At 69.6% G+C, this 18,407-nt stretch carries 20 protein-coding genes; 10 read left to right on the top strand and 10 right to left on the bottom strand.

Annotation, left to right across the window (positions count from 1 at the left end; translation table 11 throughout):
- The first annotated feature begins 131 nt into the window (after positions 1–131).
- Together B7438_RS18455 and ilvA are read left to right on the top strand one after the other, a co-directional pair.
- Positions 132–1,388, top strand: coding sequence for an AI-2E family transporter (locus B7438_RS18455; RefSeq protein ID WP_085371146.1), 1,257 nt, complete (start codon positions 132–134; stop codon positions 1,386–1,388).
- Positions 1,389–1,448: 60 nt separating this feature from the next.
- The gene (gene ilvA, locus B7438_RS18450) at positions 1,449–2,708 is read left to right on the top strand and encodes a threonine ammonia-lyase (RefSeq protein ID WP_085371145.1); all 1,260 of its coding nucleotides are present in this window, start codon (positions 1,449–1,451) and stop codon (positions 2,706–2,708) included.
- A 72-nt stretch (positions 2,709–2,780) separates the two neighbouring features.
- On the opposite strand, the gene greA is transcribed toward ilvA, so the two are convergent.
- Complete coding sequence (gene greA / locus B7438_RS18445; RefSeq protein ID WP_085371144.1) at positions 2,781–3,269, bottom strand: transcription elongation factor GreA; 489 nt, start codon at positions 3,267–3,269, stop codon at positions 2,781–2,783.
- A gap of 110 nt (positions 3,270–3,379) precedes the next feature.
- A complete protein-coding gene (locus B7438_RS18440; protein ID WP_247597106.1) occupies positions 3,380–3,775 on the bottom strand; it encodes a DUF4307 domain-containing protein in 396 nt (131 codons plus the stop codon).
- 188 nt (positions 3,776–3,963) lie between these two features.
- On the opposite strand from B7438_RS18440, the gene B7438_RS18435 reads away from it, so the two are divergent.
- Positions 3,964–4,236 carry a hypothetical protein gene (locus tag B7438_RS18435; RefSeq protein WP_085371142.1) on the top strand — a complete coding sequence of 91 codons (273 nt, stop codon included), beginning with the start codon at positions 3,964–3,966 and terminating at the stop codon, positions 4,234–4,236.
- Positions 4,237–4,260: 24 nt separating this feature from the next.
- Here B7438_RS18435 and B7438_RS18430 read toward each other — a convergent pair whose 3' ends face one another.
- The gene (locus B7438_RS18430) at positions 4,261–5,067 is read right to left on the bottom strand and encodes a hemolysin III family protein (protein ID WP_085371141.1); all 807 of its coding nucleotides are present in this window, start codon (positions 5,065–5,067) and stop codon (positions 4,261–4,263) included.
- A 72-nt stretch (positions 5,068–5,139) separates the two neighbouring features.
- Between B7438_RS18430 and B7438_RS18425 the strand changes: the two genes are divergently transcribed.
- The 5 genes from B7438_RS18425 (at position 5,140) to B7438_RS18405 (ending at position 10,645) form a co-directional block, all read left to right on the top strand.
- On the top strand, positions 5,140–5,925 hold the full coding sequence (locus B7438_RS18425; protein WP_085371140.1) for an isoprenyl transferase: 786 nt from the start codon (positions 5,140–5,142) through the stop codon (positions 5,923–5,925).
- A gap of 123 nt (positions 5,926–6,048) precedes the next feature.
- Positions 6,049–7,062, top strand: a complete 1,014-nt coding sequence (locus tag B7438_RS18420; RefSeq protein WP_085371139.1) for a hypothetical protein — start codon at positions 6,049–6,051, stop codon at positions 7,060–7,062.
- A 59-nt stretch (positions 7,063–7,121) separates the two neighbouring features.
- On the top strand, positions 7,122–8,243 hold the full coding sequence (locus B7438_RS18415) for an aminotransferase class V-fold PLP-dependent enzyme (protein ID WP_085371138.1): 1,122 nt from the start codon (positions 7,122–7,124) through the stop codon (positions 8,241–8,243).
- A 236-nt stretch (positions 8,244–8,479) separates the two neighbouring features.
- Positions 8,480–9,829, top strand: coding sequence for a PhoH family protein (locus tag B7438_RS18410; protein WP_085371137.1), 1,350 nt, complete (start codon positions 8,480–8,482; stop codon positions 9,827–9,829).
- A gap of 264 nt (positions 9,830–10,093) precedes the next feature.
- The gene (locus tag B7438_RS18405; protein ID WP_179150872.1) at positions 10,094–10,645 is read left to right on the top strand and encodes an A24 family peptidase; all 552 of its coding nucleotides are present in this window, start codon (positions 10,094–10,096) and stop codon (positions 10,643–10,645) included.
- Between the two features lie 98 nt (positions 10,646–10,743).
- Here the strand turns inward: B7438_RS18405 and B7438_RS18400 are convergent, their stop codons facing one another.
- Genes B7438_RS18400 through xseA form a run of 5 tightly spaced genes read right to left on the bottom strand, consistent with a single transcriptional unit; the run spans position 10,744 to position 15,060 of the window.
- Positions 10,744–12,150 (bottom strand): aspartate ammonia-lyase, encoded by a 1,407-nt coding sequence (locus tag B7438_RS18400; RefSeq protein WP_085371135.1) that lies wholly within the window; start codon positions 12,148–12,150, stop codon positions 10,744–10,746.
- 55 nt (positions 12,151–12,205) lie between these two features.
- Positions 12,206–12,862 (bottom strand): carbonic anhydrase, encoded by a 657-nt coding sequence (locus B7438_RS18395; RefSeq protein ID WP_179150871.1) that lies wholly within the window; start codon positions 12,860–12,862, stop codon positions 12,206–12,208.
- Positions 12,859–13,515: a DUF4245 domain-containing protein gene (locus B7438_RS18390; RefSeq protein ID WP_085371133.1), complete on the bottom strand. Its 657-nt coding sequence runs from the start codon at positions 13,513–13,515 to the stop codon at positions 12,859–12,861. The genes B7438_RS18395 and B7438_RS18390 overlap by 4 nt, the downstream gene beginning before the upstream one ends.
- The gene (locus B7438_RS18385) at positions 13,512–13,790 is read right to left on the bottom strand and encodes an exodeoxyribonuclease VII small subunit (protein WP_085371132.1); all 279 of its coding nucleotides are present in this window, start codon (positions 13,788–13,790) and stop codon (positions 13,512–13,514) included. Before B7438_RS18385 ends, B7438_RS18390 begins: the two co-directional genes overlap by 4 nt.
- 1 nt (position 13,791) lies before the next feature.
- Positions 13,792–15,060 carry an exodeoxyribonuclease VII large subunit gene (gene xseA / locus B7438_RS18380; RefSeq protein ID WP_085371151.1) on the bottom strand — a complete coding sequence of 423 codons (1,269 nt, stop codon included), beginning with the start codon at positions 15,058–15,060 and terminating at the stop codon, positions 13,792–13,794.
- Positions 15,061–15,159: 99 nt separating this feature from the next.
- Here xseA and B7438_RS18375 point away from each other — a divergent pair, with 99 nt between their 5' ends.
- The gene (locus B7438_RS18375) at positions 15,160–16,188 is read left to right on the top strand and encodes a 4-hydroxy-3-methylbut-2-enyl diphosphate reductase (protein ID WP_085371150.1); all 1,029 of its coding nucleotides are present in this window, start codon (positions 15,160–15,162) and stop codon (positions 16,186–16,188) included.
- A gap of 9 nt (positions 16,189–16,197) precedes the next feature.
- Here B7438_RS18375 and B7438_RS18370 read toward each other — a convergent pair whose 3' ends face one another.
- The gene (locus B7438_RS18370; RefSeq protein ID WP_085371131.1) at positions 16,198–16,581 is read right to left on the bottom strand and encodes a helix-turn-helix domain-containing protein; all 384 of its coding nucleotides are present in this window, start codon (positions 16,579–16,581) and stop codon (positions 16,198–16,200) included.
- Between the two features lie 95 nt (positions 16,582–16,676).
- Here B7438_RS18370 and B7438_RS18365 point away from each other — a divergent pair, with 95 nt between their 5' ends.
- Positions 16,677–17,546 (top strand): SDR family oxidoreductase, encoded by an 870-nt coding sequence (locus B7438_RS18365; RefSeq protein ID WP_085371130.1) that lies wholly within the window; start codon positions 16,677–16,679, stop codon positions 17,544–17,546.
- Between the two features lie 84 nt (positions 17,547–17,630).
- On the opposite strand, the gene B7438_RS18360 is transcribed toward B7438_RS18365, so the two are convergent.
- Positions 17,631–18,359 (bottom strand): DUF6264 family protein, encoded by a 729-nt coding sequence (locus B7438_RS18360; protein WP_085371129.1) that lies wholly within the window; start codon positions 18,357–18,359, stop codon positions 17,631–17,633.
- Between the last annotated feature and the right edge of the window lie 48 nt (positions 18,360–18,407).

Here is an 18,407-nt window from a genome sequence, read left to right as displayed (position 1 = left end):
GGCGTAGGGGGGAACGTGGTGAGGGCGGGTGACCGTGACCGATCCCTCCACAGCTGGGCGCATCCTGTGGGTTGCCCACACCCCGCGTCAACCCGCTGGACCGGCGCCGGTGCGCGCCTAGACTGACCGGCATGTCAGAGAACGACGCGACGCCGAAGCAGCTCACCGTCACGCCGCGCGAGAACCGCGCGCCCGCCAGAGGCTGGTTCCTCAAGGGCCGTCGCCCGGAGCAGGACGGCGAGGTGCAGCAGCACGGGTCCGTCGAGGAGTCGCTGCCGCACGGGATGCTCGTCGCCGGTGCCTGGTCGTGGCGGCTGCTCGTCATCGGCGCCGTCATCGCCGTTGCGATCTTCCTCGTGGTGCAGCTGCGGCTCATCATCATCCCGCTGCTGATCGCCGTGCTGATCTCGGCGCTGCTGGTGCCGTTCGTCGACTTCTTGCACCGGCACAGGTGGCCGCGGTGGGCCGCGATCGTGGCGGCGATGGTCTCGGTGATCGTGGTGGTCGGAGGACTGCTCTACCTCGCGGTCTGGCAGGTCACGCGGCAGAGCCACGAACTCCAGACGCAGTCCGTGGCGGCGTACGACCAGTTCCGCGTGTGGCTGACGTCCGGGCCGCTCGGCCTGAGCGAGAGCCAGATCAGCAGCGCCCTCGACTCGCTCGCGAAGTCGATCCAGCAGGACAGCCAGATCTTCATCACCGGCGCGCTGTCGATCGGCTCGACCCTCGGCCACGTGCTCGCCGGGCTGCTGCTCGTGCTGTTCAGCACACTGTTCATCCTCATCGACGGCCGCTCCATCTGGAACTGGATCGTGCGCATCTTCCCGAAGCGCGCCCGCCGCGCCGTCGACGGCGCTGGCCAGGCCGGCTGGGTGACCCTGCGCAACTTCGTGAAGGTGCAGATCCTGGTCGCGTCGATCGACGCCCTCGGCATCGGTCTCGGGGCGTTCTTCCTCGGGCTGCCGCTGGTGATCCCGATCGCGGTGCTCGTCTTCCTCGGCTCGTTCATCCCGGTCGTCGGCGCCGTCGTCACCGGTGCGCTGGCGATCTTCATCGCGCTGATCTTCAAGGGCTGGGTGTTCGCGCTCATCATGCTCGCCGTGGTGCTGCTGGTGCAGCAGATCGAGGGGCATGTGCTGCAACCGCTCATCATGGGAACGGCGGTCAAGGTGCATCCACTGGCCGTCGTGCTCGCCGTCGCGGCCGGATCGCTGCTCGCGGGAATCCCCGGTGCGCTGTTCGCGGTGCCGGTCGCCGCCGTGCTCAACGTGATGGTGCACTACGTGTCGAGCGGGGCGTGGCGCGAGGGCGCCCACCGGGAGTACTCGGCACCCGATACGGTGCTGTGGCAGACCGTCCCGCGGCCGCCCCGGCGCGCGAGGACCTGACGGTGTCGGCCGACGGGTCACATTCGGTTCGTGGAATACGTCCGCGAGTAGGCTGTCCCCGTGGCCACGCTGACTGATTCGACGCGCACTCCTTTCGCTGGGCCGAGCCTCGACGAGATCGAGGCCGCGCGCATCGTCGTGTCGAAGGTCGCGGAGCCGACGCCCGTCGAGACCTCGCGGTTCCTTGCCGACGTGCTCGGCGCCCCCGTCTTCCTCAAGTGCGAGAACCTGCAGCGCACCGGGTCGTACAAGATCCGCGGCGCGTACAACCGGATGGCCAAGCTCAGCGCCGAAGAGCGCGAGCGCGGCGTCGTCGCCGCGTCGGCGGGCAACCACGCCCAGGGGGTCGCGTTCGCGGCCAGGGAGCTGGGCATCCACGCCACGATCTTCATGCCGGTCGGCGTCGCCATCCCCAAGTTCCAGGCCACCCGCGACTACGGCGCCGACGTCGTCCTGAGCGGCAGCATCGTCGACGAGACGCTGCGCGCCGCCGCCGACTTCGCCGCGGAGACCGGAGCGGTCCTCATCCCGCCGTTCGACCATCCGGATGTGGTCGCCGGGCAGGGAACGCTCGGCCTCGAGATCCTCGACGACGTGCCGGATGCGGCCACGATCGTCGTCCCCATCGGCGGCGGCGGACTCATCTCCGGGGTGGCCAGCGCCGTCAAGCAGCGCGCTGCCGCCGAGGGCAGGGAGATCCGCGTCATCGGCGTGCAGGCGGCCAACGCGGCTGCCTACCCGCCGTCCCTGGATGCGGGAGAGCCCACCGAGATCGCGCTCGTCGCCACCATCGCCGACGGCATCGCCGTGAGCAAGCCGGGCGCCCTCAACTTCCAGATCATCCGCGACGTGGTCGACGAGGTCGTCACCGTCTCGGAGGACGACATCGCACGCGCCCTCCTGGTGCTCCTGGAGCGGGCGAAGCTCGTCGTCGAACCGGCCGGCGCGGCCGCCGTCGCGGCGATCCTGGCCGGCAAGGTCCCCGCAATCGGCCCGACGGTCGCGATCCTCTCCGGCGGCAACATCGACCCGCTGCTCATGCAGCGCATCATCAGCCACGGTCTCGCGGCCTCCGACCGCTACCTCAAGCTCACCATCATGCTGCCCGACCGCCCCGGTCAGCTCGCGCGCATCTCCGAGATCCTCGCCGGCGTCAACGCCAACGTGGTGGAGGTGCTGCACACCCGGCATGGGCGCGGCCTGCAGCTCAGCCAGGTGGAGCTCGACGTCAGCGTCGAGACCCGGGGCACCGATCACCGCCAGCACGTCATCGAAGCGCTCCGCGCCGCGGGCTACGACCCCGTGCTCGACTACGAGTAGGCCGCTCGGCCCCGTGCACGAGAAAGCGCGGTGCGGGATGCCCGCACCGCGCTTCTCACGTGAACCGTCCGCTCAGCCGCGGTAGGTCTCCACGTTCTGGATCGTGACGGCGATCTGCTTGCCGTTCGGCGCGGTGTACGACGTGGAGTCGCCCACCTTGAGGCCGAGGATCGCCTCGCCGAGCGGGCTGCCCTCGGAGTAGACCTGCAGGTCCGTTCCCGCCGCGATCTCGCGGTTGCCGATGAGGAAGGTGCTCTCGTCGCCAGCGATGGTCGCCGTGATCACCGTTCCGGGCTCCACGACACCGTGGCTCTCCGGGGCTTCGCTGACAGTGGCGTTGCGCAGCAGGTTGGTGAGCTGCACGATGCGGGCCTCGATCTTGCCCTGCTCGTCTTTCGCGGCGTGGTATCCGCCATTCTCTTTGAGGTCGCCCTCCTCGCGGGCCGCCTCGATGCGCTTCGCGATCTCGTTTCGGCCGTTGACGCTGAGCTCCTCGAGTTCGGCCGACAGACGGTCGTACGCATCCTGGGTCAGAAAGCTGACCTGAGACTCCTGAGACATGATGAACTCCTTTGCGCCGCCGGTCGTGACCGGCTGGGCAGATCGGCCGGTCCGGGGACCGGCTGGATAAAGTCGACGCCCCGACATCGGTCGGGGCGTATCGAAGAATCCTAGGTCAGCCAGCAGCTGGAAATCAAACCTGTATTGCTCTGCTCCGTGGTCTTGATCGTCTCGGTGTACTCCGTGAGGCGCTTGTCGGAGGCCGGATAGCTGATGATCCGCCAGCCGACGATGGCGAACGACTCGTTCAGCGCCTGCACGGCGCAGGTCACCGGGGTGCCGGGCGGCGTGTTCACGGTGAACGTGATCCGCACGTGGTGCGCATCCGTGATCGTGTACGCGGTGTCCGTCGCCTCGAGGTCGGCCTGGTCGTTGTCCCAGCCCGCCCAGAACGTCCACGCCGCGAAGATCGCGACGAACGCGACAGCCACTCCGATGATCCACCAGCGGTCCCGGCGCTTGCGACCGGGCGTTCGACCGTAGCGGCGATCGAGGGTCTCGGTCACCGCCATCCTTCTCCCTGCACTGAACGTTCTCCCGTGGAAACTGCACCGTCCGGGCGACGGTAGGCTTGAACCCAGACTAGGAGATGAAGCTGTGAAACCCTGCGCTTCGTCCTCGGCTCGAAAGTGGAGACCCGGATGCCCGTAACCGACCTGCGCGCAGGAATCGTCGTCGACCGTGAGGGAGAGCGATGATCCAGGATGCGCTGCTGCGCGCGGCCGTGTGGGTCACCGCCGCCACGCCCTCCCCGACGCCGTCCGGCGCTCCGAACGCCGACCAGGTCACCCCTGGTGTCGTCGGCTTCGTGGTGACGTTCCTGGTCGCCGTCGCCGCCGTGCTGCTCGCGCTCGACATGACGCGGCGCATCCGGCGGGTGCGCTACCGCGCAGAGATCGCGGAGAAGCTGGACGCCGAGCAGGCGGAGCAGGACGGTCAGGCCGGTCAGGACGACAGCGAGCGCTAGCGCGCCGGCTCAGCTCCCGTCAGTTCAGCCCCCGTTGTAGACCGGGTGCAGGGCGATCAGCAGCACCGCCGTCCAGTGGCAGAGAAATGCCAGCACCGTCAACGTGTGGAAGATCTCGTGGAAGCCGAAGACCCCGGGGAACGGGTTCGGCTTCTTGACGCCGTAGATGACCGCGCCGATCGTGTAGAGCAGGCCGCCGACGAGCACGAGCACCATCATCGCCGCGTTCGCGTCGAGCAGGTCGACCACGTACATCAGCGCGCCCCAGCCGAGGGCGACGTAGAGCGGGACGTACAGCCAGCGCGGGGCGTTGATCCAGAACACGCGGAACGCGATGCCGATCAGCGCGCCGGCCCAGACCAGCGTGAGCAGCAGGAAGCCTTTGCTCGGCGGCAGAGCGAGCACGGCGAGCGGCGTGTACGTTCCGGCGATCAGCAGGAAGATGTTGGCGTGGTCGATCCGCTTGAGGATGATCTTGACGCGCGGCCGCCAGTTGAAGCGGTGGTACAGCGCCGAGTTGCCGAACAGCAGCAGCGAGGTGAGCACGAACACCGCAGACGACCACTTGGCCGGTGCGCCCTCGGCGAGGGTGATGAGCACGATGCCGGCCGCGATGGTGACCGGGAAGGTGGCCGCATGGATCCAGCCGCGCCAGGTGGGCTTGATCTCCGTGGGGTCGGCGATCGACGCATCCAGCAGCGGGATGTTCGGAAGGTCGGGTCCCCGGTTCTCGTCGGCTTTCACGGCCGCGTCCGCCGGGCCGAGAGAGTCGGCCGGTGCGGCGAGCACGTCGGCCACGTCTTCCTGCTTCTGGCTCTTTCGGGGTGTCATGGATCAAGCGTACGGGAGCAGCGTGACCTCGTGCTGTGAGTTCGACGCCACGGGTCGGGGTAACGTACTTCCGTGAGCAGATGGAGTTTCCCCCTCGGACGTGGGCTGCTCTACGGTCTGTACCAGAACAGGCTCAGGCGCAACCTGCCTGCCGAGTCGATGCCCCGCCACGTCGCGATGATCATCGACGGCAACCGGCGCTGGGCACGCCAGCTCGGGCTCACGACGGTCGCTCACGGGCACCGCGCCGGAGCGGCGAAGATGCGCGAGTTCCTGGAGTGGTGCGACGACCTCGGCATCCAGGTCGTCACCCTCTACCTGCTGTCCAGCGACAACCTGAGCAACCGGGAGAGCGGCGAGCTCTCCGACCTCATCGAGATCATCGCGGAGCTCGCCGAGGACCTCTCCCACTACCGGGACTGGCGGGTGCAGCACGTCGGTTCGACCGCCGGCCTCCCCGAGCCGCTCGTCGCCGCGCTGACCGGCGCGGAGGACCGCACGGCCAAGAACACCGGCCTGCACGTGAACCTGGCGGTCGGCTACGGCGGCCGCAAAGAGATCACCGACGCGATGCGCGACATCGTCGCCGCCCACCATGCCAAGGGCGGCAGCCTGGAGACCCTCGCCGACCTGCTCACCCCCGACCTCATCGGCGAGCACCTCTACACGGGCGGCCAGCCGGACCCCGACCTCGTCATCCGCACTTCCGGCGAGCAGCGCCTCAGCGACTTCATGCTCTGGCAGAGCGCCCACAGCGAGTTCTACTTCGTGGAGGCGCTGGGGCCGGACCTGCGCGAGGTGGACTTCCTGCGTGCGGTGCGCGATTACTCGCGCCGCCAGCGTCGCTACGGGGGGTGACCCTCCGACTGCTCCGTCCCGCCCCGGCACTGCCCGAGGGACAGGATGCGGTCGCTGCTAGGGTCGGAGAACGATCCGCCGGGGAGCGGATGAGTGCGGACGACACGACCAACGGGGGTTCTGATGGGTGCGGCACGACAACTCGCGGTCTCGGCCTGGCGCGCCGACGACACCCGGATGCGCGCGGCGGCCTGGATCGCATCCGCCGCCGCCCTTCTCGGTATCGGACTCACCTGGTCGGCCCTCCGCGTGATCGGCCTCTATGCTCTCTGGACCGTCGGGATGGACGAAGGTCTGCTCTTCACCGCCGAGTTCGGCACGCGCGCGGTCCTGCTCGGCGCCACCGTGGTGTGCGTGGTGCTCGGCGTAGCACGGCGCGGGCGCGACGGCTCCGGGCGCGACGGCTCCGGGCGCGGCGCGCTCGTCACGGCGATCGTGCTGGCCGTGCTGATCGTCGCGGCGCAGGTCCAGCAGGTGGCGGTCGCCGTGCACTTCGCCTGGAGTGCGCTGTTCAGCGTGACCACGCTGACCTGGCTGGGATTCGCGGCGCTGACGATTGCCGCGTGTGTGCTCGCTCTGACGGCGCGTCGGCCGGTGGCGGTGCGGGGTGTGCGGGTGCCGTCTTCGACCGTGACGGGGAGCATGGACGCCGTGGGCGCTGCGGACGCGGGCAACGCCGGAGCGGCGGCCCGGTTTGTGTGGTTCTCGGTGGGGGCGGCGTTCGTCGCGTTCGTGGCGAGCATCCTGGTCGTCGCGCAGGCTCTGATCGTGCCGAACGCCTGGGGTCCTGCGCTGGTGGCTCTGGTGCACGCCTGGGTGACGGTGATCGCGGTGGCCGTGCAGGTGATCGCCGCGCTGTTCGTGGTGCGCGGTTCGGCGCTCGGTCGCCTCGTCGTCAGCGCGGTCGCGGTGGTCCTCCTCAGCGACCTGACCGAGACGTCCATGCTCGGGATGTGGCCGGGCGGCAGCGACGCCGACGCCGGCGTCTCCGGCGCGGGGATCCTCGTCGCCACGATCGCCGCCGTCGCTGCGGCCGTGGCGCTGTGGCTGCCGCCGGTGTCGCGGTGGCTGGCCGGTGCCGGGGCGGGCGCGGTCGGGGACGGGCGTGTGGGGGAGCCGGTGCGTTCGGTGGTGTGATGCGGGTGGGCACGATCCACCCTCCCGGCTGACAGAATGTTCCGGGAGGTCACCACACAATGACGACGACGATCGACGAATTCGCCCGCACGTTCTCCGAGGAGTCCGGCTACCTCGACTACGGCCGGGTCGGACCGATCTCGGCGACCGCCCTCGCGGAAACGCTCGGGCAGTACGAGATTCTCGCCAAGGCGCGGTTCGGCAGCATCGGACGGATGCAGGCCGAGGATCAGCGGGTGCGGGATGCGGTGTCGGCGTTGACGCGGTTCCCGTCCGATCAGGTGGTGTTCCAGCCGACGGCGTCGATCGGGCTCATGCATGCCGCGTTCGGTCTGACCGGGGGCGAGGTGCTGCTGTCTGCGGCGGAGTTCCCGAGCATCACGTATGCGGCCGTGCGCGCGTCGCAGGCGATGCGGGTGGTCACGCCGACCTGGCTGGAGACCGACCACCAACGTGTCACTCCTGCGCGCATCCGGGAGCAGTTGACGCCGAACACGACGGCGGTGATGGTCAGCCTGGTCGACTCGCGCACCGGGTATCTGGCCGACATCGACGGCATCCGCCAGGTGATCGGCGACCGGCTGCTGATCGTGGATGCGATCCAGGGTTTCGGCGTGGTGGATGCGCCGTTCGAGGTGGCGGACATCGTCGTCTCCGGCGGCCAGAAGTGGACGCGCGCGGGCTGGGGGACCGGGTTCCTCGCGGCGAGCGAGCGCGCCATCGAGCATCTGACGCCGGTGTTCAGCGGGTGGACGGGCGCCGACCTCGACGGGTCGTGGGATGAGGTCGGGGAGCCGAGCAGCAGCACGCGCGCGTTCAGCATCTCCAACCCGGACCCGATCGCCCAGGCCCGGTTCGCTGCGGCGCTGGAGGACATCGCGGCGGTCGGCGTTCCGGCGATCAGCGCTGCGATCGGCGACGGCGTCGAGCGGGTGTTCGAGCTGGCGGACGAGTACGCGATCCCGGTCGCGTCGTCGCGCAACGCGGCGGAACGGGCGGGGATGGTCGTGCTCGAGCCGCTGCCGGAGCAGCTGACGGCCCTCAGCGCGTCCCTGTTCAACCACGGGATCACCGCATCCATCCGGGCGACCAACGTGCGGTTGTCCGTGCACGCGGGCACGACGGAGGAGACGTTCGACATGCTGCGGGCCGCGTTCACCTCGTACGCGTCCGCCTCCTGACCCGGGCGGGCTCCTCGCATCTCGATCGTGTGCACGGGGGACCCGAAGTGGGGGCGAAAGTTCACCTGATGGAAACGCGCGACGGCGGTGTGTCGCGGTGGCCTGTCGGTGGGTCGGCGTAGGTTCGGCTTATCGGGCACGGAGCCCGATCGAGACGGCCACGTAAGTTCGTTTCGACACCCACCGGCCGACTCGCCAAACAGATCCGCCCGCTCCACGGAGCGAGCGGGGTGGGAGTGGTCGTGGCTGAATCAGGTACCCGACAGTTCGAGTCGACCGACAGCGGAACCAACCAGGCGGAGCGCACGTATGTGCTCGACACCTCGGTCCTGCTGTCCGACCCCCAGGCGATCTTCCGGTTCGCCGAACACGCTGTCGTCATCCCCGTCGTCGTCGTGAGCGAACTGGAGGGCAAACGCAACGATCCCGAGATCGGCTACTTCGCGCGGCAGGCATTGCGCAATCTGGACGAGCTGAGGATCCAGCACGAACGGCTCGACTTCCCCATCCCGGTCGGGGACGGCGGCTCGCTGCGGGTGGAACTCAACCACTCCAACATGTCCGTTCTGCCCAGCGGGTTGCAGCTCGGGGACAACGACTCCCGCATCCTGGCGGTGGCGCTCAACCTCGCCAATGACGGGCTGGCGGTCACGGTCGTCTCCAAAGACCTCCCGCTGCGCGTCAAAGCGGCTTCGATCGGCCTCGCCGCCGAAGAGTACCGTCACGAACTCGCCGTCGACTCCGGATGGACGGGCCTCGCCGAGATCGACCTCGGCAGCGACGCGATGAGCGACCTCTACGAGAACGAGTGGATGCGCACCGACCTGGTGCGCGGGATGCCCGCCAACACGGGCCTCATCGTCCACTCCGACCGCGGTTCGGCCCTCGGGCGCGTGGTGGCCGACGGTGAACTGAAGCTCGTCCGGGGCGACAGGGACGTGTTCGGCCTGCACGGACGCTCGGCGGAACAGCGCCTCGCGATCGACCTCCTCCTGGACCCGGAGATCGGCATCCTCTCCCTGGGAGGCCGTGCGGGAACGGGCAAGTCGGCGCTCGCACTGTGCGCCGGCCTGGAGGCGGTGCTGGAGCGGCAGCAGCACAAGAAGATCATGGTGTTCCGTCCCCTCTACGCGGTCGGCGGCCAGGAACTCGGCTACCTCCCCGGCGACCAGGGCGAGAAGATGAACCCCTGGGGCCAGGCGATCTTCGACACGCTCGGAGCGCTGGTGTCGCAGAACGTGCTCGACGAGGTGCAGGACCGCGGCATCCTCGAGGTGCTGCCGCTCACGCACATCCGGGGCCGGTCGCTGCACGACGCCTTCGTGATCGTCGACGAGGCGCAGTCGCTCGAACGGAACGTGCTCCTCACGGTGCTCAGCCGTGTCGGGCAGAACTCGCGCGTGGTGCTGACCCACGACGTCGCCCAGCGCGACAACCTCCGCGTCGGACGGCACGACGGCGTCGCCTCGGTGATCGAGACGCTCAAGGGCCACCCGCTATTCGCGCACGTGACGCTCACCCGCTCGGAGCGGTCGGCGATCGCGGCGCTGGTGACGGAGATGCTGGAAGGGAACGAAGTGATGTGACGCCGGCCGGCTGGCTGGCGCTGCGCGGGTCTGGGAGACGACTGGATGCGCGCGGGGGGCGGCGGCGGTAGGCGCGCGCGGCGGCGCCCGCACCCGAGGTGGGTGCGGGCGCCGCGGCGCGTTGTAGGTGCTGTGTTGTGGGGGCGGATCAGACGCTGTTCGTGTTCCAGTATTCCGGCTGACGCGGCCGGGCGCTGGGCTGTGGAAACCGGCCCGTGCTGTGGATTTCTGCCGGGCGGACTGGCGGGCGCATACGGTCGATGCATGGAGAATCTCGGGCAGACGGTCGGCGGGCTGGTGGGGGTCGCGTACCTCGGCGTGGTGTCGCTCCCGCTGTGCGCGACCGACCTGCGGGAGCGGCGGCTGCCCAACGCGCTCGTACTGCCCGGGCTCGCCTTCGCTGCGCTCGGCGTCGGCTGGCCAGCGCTGCCACGCGGGGATCCGCCGGGCGCGTATGTGGAGCTCGCACTGTGCTGGGCGGCGGTGATCGCGGTGCTCTGTGCGGCGGCGTCGGGCGGCGGGATCGGGATGGGAGACGTGAAGCTCGCTGCCCTGCTCACGCTCGTGCTCGGTGCGCTCGCGGTGGAGCGAGGGCTCGGGCCAGGGCCGCCGGTGGTCGCGCTCTTCGTGGTGGCGTTCACCACGGCGGGGCTCGCGGTACTGAGCGGTGCGGTGGTGGCGCGTGGTGTGGTGGTGGCGCGTGATGCGGCGGCGACCCGTGTTGCTGCCGCAGGAACGGAGTCAGAAGTCCCACTCGGCCCGCACCTGTTGGTCGGGTTCTGGGCCGTCGCCGCGGCCGTCGTGCAGTTGTCCTAAGCGGGCGCACAACGCGACAGGGCGCCCTCCCTGGGGAGAGCGCCCTGTGCGCAAATCTCAGCGACCGCAAGCGCGACCGGGTGCTGCTGCCAGCCGAATTACCCCGGGTGGGTCATGCTCAGCACGTCGAGCGCCGTGTCGAGCTGTTCGAGCGTGACCTCGCCGCGGTCGACGAAGCCGAGGTCGATGACGGCCTCGCGGACGGTCATGCCCTGGGCGACCGAGTGCTTGGCCACCTTGGCCGCCGCCTCGTAGCCGATCACGCGATTGAGCGGGGTCACGATCGACGGGCTCGACTCCGCGTACGCGCGGGCGCGGTCGACGTTGGCCTCGAGGCCGGCGACCGTCTTGTCCGCGAGCACGCGGGAGCCCTGCGTGAGCAGGCGGATCGACTCGAGCAGCGCCGTGCCCATCACCGGGATCGCCACGTTCAGCTCGAACAGGCCGGATGCGCCGCTCCAGGCGATCGTCGCGTCGTTGCCGATCACGCGCGAGGCGACCATCAACACCGCCTCGGGGATCACCGGGTTGACCTTGCCGGGCATGATCGAGGATCCGGGCTGCAGGTCGGGGATGTGCAGTTCGCCCAGTCCCGTGTTGGGGCCGGAGCCCATCCAGCGAAGGTCGTTGCAGATCTTGGTGAGGCTGACCGCGATCGTGCGGAGCGCTCCGGATGCCTCGACCAGCGCATCCCGGTTGGCCTGCGCCTCGAAGTGGTTGCGGGCTTCCGTGATCGGCAGCTCCGTCTCCTGCGTGAGCAGCTCGATGACGAGCTGCGGGAAGCCGAGCGGGGTGTTGATGCCCGTGCCGACGGCCGTGCCGCCGAGCGGGACCTCCGCGACGCGGTGCAGGGACGCCTGCACGCGCTCGATGCCGAGACGGATCTGGGCCGCGTAGCCGCCGAACTCCTGGCCGAGGGTGACCGGCGTCGCATCCATCAGGTGGGTGCGGCCGCTCTTGACGACGGTGGACCACAGCTCCGCCTTCTCCTCGAGCGACACCGCGAGGTGGTCGAGGGCGGGGATGAGATCGTCGATGAGGGCGCCGGTGACGGCGATGTGCACCGAAGTCGGGAACACGTCGTTGGAGGACTGCGACGCGTTGACGTGGTCGTTCGGGTGCACCGGCTGGCCGAGCCTGCGGGACGCCAGCGTGGCCAGCACCTCGTTCATGTTCATGTTCGAGGACGTGCCAGAGCCGGTCTGGTAGACGTCGATCGGGAAGTCCGCGTCGTGCGCGCCGGTGACGACGTCGTCGGCGGCGGCGGCGATCGCGTCGGCGATCGACTGGTCGAGCACGCCGAGCCTCGCGTTGGCGAGAGCGGCCGACTTCTTGATCCGCGCCAGTGCTGCGATCTGTGTCGGCTCCAGCACCGATCCGGAGATCGGGAAGTTCTCGACGGCGCGCTGCGTCTGCGCTCCGTACAGCGCGGCCGCTGGGACGCGGACCTCGCCCATCGTGTCGTGCTCGATGCGGTAGTCGGCGTCCGCCTGGGTGTCCACCACGGTGTGTTTTCCTTTCTGGTGCGGGGCCGGCGGATTCGCCGGGCTTCCCGCGATTTCAGTCGGAGGCCTGGTCGGCCAATCCGACGACGATGTCGGGGACGACCCGACCTTCCTGAAGCCGGTAGTTGGCACCAACGATAGCCAACGAACCGTCCGCGACGGCAGCGCTGATCATCTCGGAGCTCTCCAGGAGCTCGGCGACGGTGTGCCGCAGGTGCTCGCGGCCGACCTCGAGCGCATCCACGGTCGCCGGGTCCACCGGCTGGTCGGCCGGGACGCCGGCGACGGTGTGCACCGCCGGGACGATGGGGGAGATGAGGTGCGCGATGTGCGGGGGCAGCGGCGTCGCATCCTCGGCCTGCGAGTCGATCGCGGCGCGGACGGCGCCGCACTCGTCGTGACCGAGCACCAGGATGAGCGGAACCTCCAGCACGCCGACCGCGTACTCGAGCGAACCGAGCACGGAGTCGGAGATGACCTGTCCGGCGTTGCGGACCACGAAGGCGTCTCCGAGGCCGAGGTCGAAGATGATCTCGGCGGCGAGACGGGAGTCGGCGCATCCGAAGATCGCGGCGAGCGGGGCCTGGCCGCTGGCGATGGTCTCGCGGCGCTCCACGTCCTGGCGGGGGTGCTCGGGATCGCCGGAGACGAACCGTTCGTTGCCACGCAGCATGGCGTCCCAGACGCGGGACGGCCTCGGCTTACCCATCATGAACCTCCGAGTTGACGAATCTGGTCGGCGAGCGCACCGGCGACCGTGCCGAACTCGGCATCGCTCGCAGTGCCGAACACGATGATCGTGCTCTTGCCCGCCGCGGTGACGAGCGCGTATTCGACGTTGCCGTTGTCGTCGCTCGACGTGTGGTTGTCGTAGACGTCCCAGCGGACGCCGTCGATGGTACGCGTGCCCTTGATCATCGACTTGTTGACCTGCTGGGCCGTCCACGTGTCGTTCGCGTCGAAACCCTGCGTGATGCCGATGTACTGCTTCTTCGGTGTGATCAGCCCGACATACCAGGAGTCGACGCCGTCCGTGGTCTTGGTGCGCAGCTCCGCGTTGTTCGACTTCCACTCCGAGGAGAGCTTCGGCACGAGCAGGCGGTTCGGCTCGGAGCCCTGTGCCTGCGCGGCGATGGATGCGTAGTCGACCGGGGGAGCGGACGAGGTGGGGTTGCCGCGCGGCACGAACAGCACGATCACGGCGACGAGGGCGACACAGGCGATCAGCGAGTAGACCAGGTTGTTGACGGTCTGCCTGTTGCGGTGATTGGCGGAGTTGACCGCTTTGCGGGCGGCCGTCTCCTCCGGGGTCTCCGGGCGTCCGAGTTCGGCGACCACCGCCGGTGGTTTGGTGCGGGGACTCATTCGGCGCTCGACGCTCCCGTGGCTCCGGCCGTTGCTCCAGCGGTTGCACCGACACGCGCGGCGTCCAGCCGGGCCTTCGCACCGATCAGCCACTCCTCGCAGTGCCGGGCGAGCGCTTCTCCGCGCTCCCACAGTGCGATGGACTCCTCGAGCGTGGACGAGCCCTGTTCCAGCTGACCGACGACGCGGATCAGCTCGTCGCGCGCCTCCTCGTAGCTGAGCGAGGCGAAGGCGTCGTCGCCGGAGGGCGACTCGGTGGTGGGCATGACATCCATTCTATTTGTCTAGCTGGGGGGTTGCTTCGTGAGCGGCATCCGGATGACCGGCCGGCGACGGGATGGGGTCTCCCGCGGTCGCGGCGACGGCCCCGCCGGAGACGGTGAGGCGCAGCCCCGTGCCGGAGGGCATCTCCTCCGGAGCGGTGACGACGTGCCCGGAGGCGAGTTGCACGATGGCGTACCCGCGGTCGAGCGTGCCCTGGGGCGAGAGCGCGCGCAGCTGGCCGCGCAGCTCGGCGACCCTGGTGGCCTCCCGGTCGGCGCGGCGTTCGACCAGTTCGGCGCCGCGGGCGACGAAGCGGGTGAGCTCCTCCGACCGGGAGTCGACGATCCAGCTCGACGACGCGAGCGACGGGCGGGTGCGGAGGTGACCGATGCGGTCGATCTCCGCGGCGATCATGTGCGTCACGCGCATCCCGATGCGGGCGCGGGCCTGCTGAACGCGGGCCAGCTCCTCTGCGACGTCCGGGACGACCCGCTTGGCGGCGTCCGTCGGGGTGGATGCGCGGAGGTCGGCGACCTCGTCGAGCAGCGGCCGGTCGGCCTCGTGGCCGATGGCGCTGACGATCGGGGTGACCGCTGCTGCCGCCGCCCTGACCAGGACCTCGTCGGAGAAGCCGAGCAGATTCTGGAAGTCCCCTCCGCCGCGGGCGACGATGATGACCTCGACCTCGGGGTCGGCGTCGAGGGTGCGGATGGCGGCCGTCACCTCGGAGACCGTCCGCTCGCCCTGCACGGCGGCGTACACGGTGCGGAACCGCACCTGCGGCCAGCGCAGCTGCGCGTTGCGGAGCACGTCCTTCTCCGCGTCGGAGTCCTTGCCCGTCACGAGCCCGATGGTGTGCGGGAGGAACGGGAGACGCTTCTTGCGATCCGGGGCGAAGAGGCCCTCGGCGGTGAGCTGCTGGCGGAGGCGTTCGAGGCGTTCGAGCAGGTCGCCGAGGCCGACGTGGCGCATGTCGAAGACCTGCATGGTGAGGGTGCCGCCCTTGACCCAGAAGTTGGGCTTGATGGCGGCGATCACGCGGTCGCCCTGCTTGAGGTCGGCCGGGATGCGCGCCTTCACCGACGACCAGATCGTGAAGCTGACCGTCGCATCCTCGTTGAGGTCTTTGAGCTTGCCGTAGACGTTGCCGCCCGAGACGCCCCACTGGGTGATCTCGCCCTCGACCCAGGCGGTGCCGAGGCGCTCGATCCAGCCGCGGATCTTGCCGGCCAGGGTCGCCACCGGCCACGGAGCGTCTGCCGTCGGCGGCCCGACCTCCATCGACGGTGCGCGGGTCGTGTCCGTCACCGAGCCTCCCAACCAGTGTTCAGCGCACTCACCTAGGATCGAAGGGTGAGCGACGCAACCATCAGCCTTCCGATGCCGAGGATTCCCGGTGCGCGAGGCCGGCTACAGGATACCCCGGTCGTCGGACACAAGCGGGTCCTGCTGGCCGCACCCCGTGGATACTGCGCGGGTGTGGACAGAGCGGTGATCGCCGTCGAGAAGGCGCTCGCGCTCTACGGCGCGCCCGTCTACGTCCGCAAGCAGATCGTCCACAATGTGCACGTCGTGTCGACGCTGGAGCAGCAGGGCGCGATCTTCGTCGACGAGGTCGGCGAGGTGCCGGAGGGCGCGCACGTCGTGTTCAGCGCTCACGGTGTGTCGCCCGCTGTGGTGCAGGCCGCATCCGACCGCGGGCTGCAGGCGATCGACGCCACGTGCCCGCTGGTCACCAAGGTGCACCGCGAGGCCGTCCGGTTCGCCCGCGACGACTTCGAGATCCTCCTGATCGGCCACACAGGCCACGAAGAGGTCGAGGGGACCGCCGGCCACGCGCCGGACAAGGTCACCCTGGTCAACAGCCCGGACGACGTCGACACCATCACGGTGAAAGACCCGGACAAGGTGGTGTGGCTCTCGCAGACCACGCTCTCCGTCGACGAGACGATGGAGACGGTGCGCCGCCTGCGCGAGCGCTTCCCGAATCTGCAGGACCCGCCCAGCGACGACATCTGCTACGCCACCCAGAACCGCCAGGTCGCGATCAAGAAGGTCGCGGAGCAGGCCGACCTGGTGATCGTGGTCGGCTCGGCCAACTCGTCCAACTCGGTGCGTCTGGTGGAGGTCGCCCTCGAGTACGGCGCAAAGGCCGCATACCGGGTCGACTACGCCAGCGAGGTCAAGCAGGAGTGGCTCGACGGCGTGGCAACGGTCGGTGTGACGAGTGGAGCATCCGTGCCGGAGGTGCTGGTGCAGGAGGTCCTCGACGACCTGCGCGGCGCCGGATACGGCGACGTCCAGGAAGTGAAGACGGCGGAGGAGGACCTGATGTTCTCGCTGCCGAAGGAGCTCAGGAAAGACCTCGCAGGCAACCAGGATGCGCGCGCGCTCGGCGGACGCCGCTGACGCAGCCCGCTAAGCGCTTTCCGCCTGCGGTGCGACGATCTCGTCGGCGTTGGCAGCGATCCAGGACATCAGCGGCAGCAGGTGCTCTGTGAGGTCGCGGCCGCGCTGGGTGAGGCTGTAGTCGACCCTGGGCGGGATGGTCGGCTGGGCCGTGCGCAGCACGAAGCCGTCGCGCTCCAGGGTGCGCAGCGTCTGGGCGAGCATCTTCTCGCTGATGCCCTGCACGGTGCGGCGCAGTTCGCCCCAGCGGAGGTCGCTCTGGGAGAGCGCGACGAGCACGAGCACGCCCCAGGTGCTCGTGACGTGGTTGAGCACGACACGGGTGGGGCAGGCGGACGGAAGCACGCCGTCCGTGAAGCCGAAGCCGTTCAACGTCTGAAAACTGGTGTCCACGTCAGTAACTTACCAAAAAGTGGGTACCCTCCATCGGGAAGTATCAGGATCCGGCCGTGGTTGGCTGTGATGACCGACCGAAAGGAAACTTCCCCATGACCATCGTCGTCACCGGTGCCACCGGCCATCTCGGACGCCTCGTCGTCGAATCCCTCATCGAGCGCGGGGTCCCCGCCGCCGACATCCGCGCGCTGGGTCGCTCCGCCGAGCGGCTGGCCCCGCTCGCCGACCTGGGCGTGCAGACCGCGACCATCGACTTCGAGAAGCCGGACACGCTCGCTTCCGCCTTCGCCGGCGCCGACGCCCTCCTCCTCGTCTCCGGCAGCGAGGTCGGCCAGCGCGTGCAGCAGCACGCCAACGCCATCGACGCGGCCGTCGCAGCCGGTGTGGGACGGATCGTCTACACCAGCGCGCCGCACGCCGACGACACCGACCTCGTCCTCGCGCCGGAGCACACGGCCACCGAGAAGCTGCTCGCCGAGTCCGGGCTGCCGGTGACCATCCTGCGCAACAACTGGTACTCCGAGAACTACGTCGGCCAGCTCGACACCGCAGAGGCGACCGGCGAGATCGTGTCCAGCGCCGGCGACGGCCGGGTGGCCAGCGCCAGCCGTGCAGACTACGCGGACGCCGCGGCCGTCGTGCTCAGCACGCCCGGCCACGAAGGCGCCGTCTACGAGCTCTCGGGCGATCAGGCGTGGTCGTTCGCCGAGCTGGCCGAGGCGGTGTCCGAGATCGTCGGACGGCCCGTGGTCTACCGCGCGGTGAGCCCGGAGGAGCACACGAGCATCCTGACCGGTGCCGGCCTGGACGACGGCACGGCCGGGTTCGTGGTCGCGCTCGACGGCAACATCCGCGACGGCGCCCTCGCCGACGCGACGACGACGGTCAGCGACCTGATCGGACGCCCGACGACGCCGATCGCCGACACGCTGCGTGCTGCGCGCGAGCAGGCTGCCGCGTAACAGCATCCGGAGACGGAGAACGGCCCGGCGCGTGATGCGCCGGGCCGTTCGTCGTCTGAGTCAGGGGGTCGGCGGGTCCGGGCGTCAGGGCGTCGGGGTGCCGGACGGCGTCGGCGTGACCCCGCTGTAGAAGTCGATCAGCACCGGGTCGGTGAGCAGCACAGCCGACATGAAGCCGAGCAGCGCGATCAGGGCGACCACGCCGGCGATCAGCGGGATGTAGAACGCCATCCTGCGCTTGACGAGGAGCCAGACCGACAGGCCGGTGGAGATGGCCCAGATCAGGCCGACGGTGATCGCCCCGGCGATCAGGGTGCCCTGCACGGAGCCTGCGGGGGTGTAGTCGCCGAGGTTCTCGTTGGTGTGCATGAGCTGCATCGCGGTGGGAAGCGACAGCAGGCCGCCGATGGAGTTCGTCGCCCCGAAGAAGCCGAAGACGATGAGCACGACGGTGACCGTCATGTTCCAGCGCGGTGCGTCGGAGCGCAGCTGGGGGCTTTGGCCGTTCTGCGGGTGCTGAGGGTGCGGGTAGAGGTTCTGCGGGTGCTGACCCTGCGGGTGCTGGCCCTGGGGATTCTGGGGATTCTGCGGGCCGAACCACGGACGGTCGGCGTGCGGAGCGCGCTGGTCCTGACCAGCCGCTGTGCGCTGCCCGGCGTCGCCGTGCTCGCCGTAGCGGTCGGGTTCGGCGGTGGGATGCGTGGTGTCCAGCCGGTTCGCATCCGCCGGCGGATGCCACACCCAGCCCTCGGGGGCGAGCTCGCCGTATTTGGGGCGCGGTCGCTCGTCCGGTCTCTGTTCGTCGTCGGCCATGTCGGCCGCCCTCCCTGGATATGACACGGCGGCCGGAGCGTGAGCCCC

Origin of the sequence: Leifsonia sp. NCR5, assembly GCF_002105485.1 — a bacterium.
Classification (GTDB): Bacteria; Actinomycetota; Actinomycetes; order Actinomycetales; family Microbacteriaceae; genus Leifsonia.
The sequence above is the reverse complement of the archived record's forward strand: the minus strand, read 5'-3'. Positions and strand labels throughout refer to the sequence as shown.

Coding starts and splice junctions, on each gene's coding strand:
- B7438_RS18415 (WP_085371138.1), top strand. CDS start 7,122: ATGACGACGACGATCGACGAATTCGCCCGCACGTTCTCCGAGGAGTCC.
- xseA (WP_085371151.1), bottom strand. CDS start 15,060: ATGGAGGTCGGGCCGCCGACGGCAGACGCTCCGTGGCCGGTGGCGACC.
- B7438_RS18390 (WP_085371133.1), bottom strand. CDS start 13,515: ATGAGTCCCCGCACCAAACCACCGGCGGTGGTCGCCGAACTCGGACGC.
- B7438_RS18420 (WP_085371139.1), top strand. CDS start 6,049: ATGGGTGCGGCACGACAACTCGCGGTCTCGGCCTGGCGCGCCGACGAC.
- B7438_RS18360 (WP_085371129.1), bottom strand. CDS start 18,359: ATGGCCGACGACGAACAGAGACCGGACGAGCGACCGCGCCCCAAATAC.
- B7438_RS18435 (WP_085371142.1), top strand. CDS start 3,964: ATGATCCAGGATGCGCTGCTGCGCGCGGCCGTGTGGGTCACCGCCGCC.
- B7438_RS18375 (WP_085371150.1), top strand. CDS start 15,160: ATGCCGAGGATTCCCGGTGCGCGAGGCCGGCTACAGGATACCCCGGTC.
- B7438_RS18405 (WP_179150872.1), top strand. CDS start 10,094: ATGGAGAATCTCGGGCAGACGGTCGGCGGGCTGGTGGGGGTCGCGTAC.
- B7438_RS18455 (WP_085371146.1), top strand. CDS start 132: ATGTCAGAGAACGACGCGACGCCGAAGCAGCTCACCGTCACGCCGCGC.
- B7438_RS18385 (WP_085371132.1), bottom strand. CDS start 13,790: ATGGATGTCATGCCCACCACCGAGTCGCCCTCCGGCGACGACGCCTTC.
- greA (WP_085371144.1), bottom strand. CDS start 3,269: ATGTCTCAGGAGTCTCAGGTCAGCTTTCTGACCCAGGATGCGTACGAC.
- B7438_RS18430 (WP_085371141.1), bottom strand. CDS start 5,067: ATGACACCCCGAAAGAGCCAGAAGCAGGAAGACGTGGCCGACGTGCTC.
- B7438_RS18395 (WP_179150871.1), bottom strand. CDS start 12,862: ATGATGGGTAAGCCGAGGCCGTCCCGCGTCTGGGACGCCATGCTGCGT.
- B7438_RS18365 (WP_085371130.1), top strand. CDS start 16,677: ATGACCATCGTCGTCACCGGTGCCACCGGCCATCTCGGACGCCTCGTC.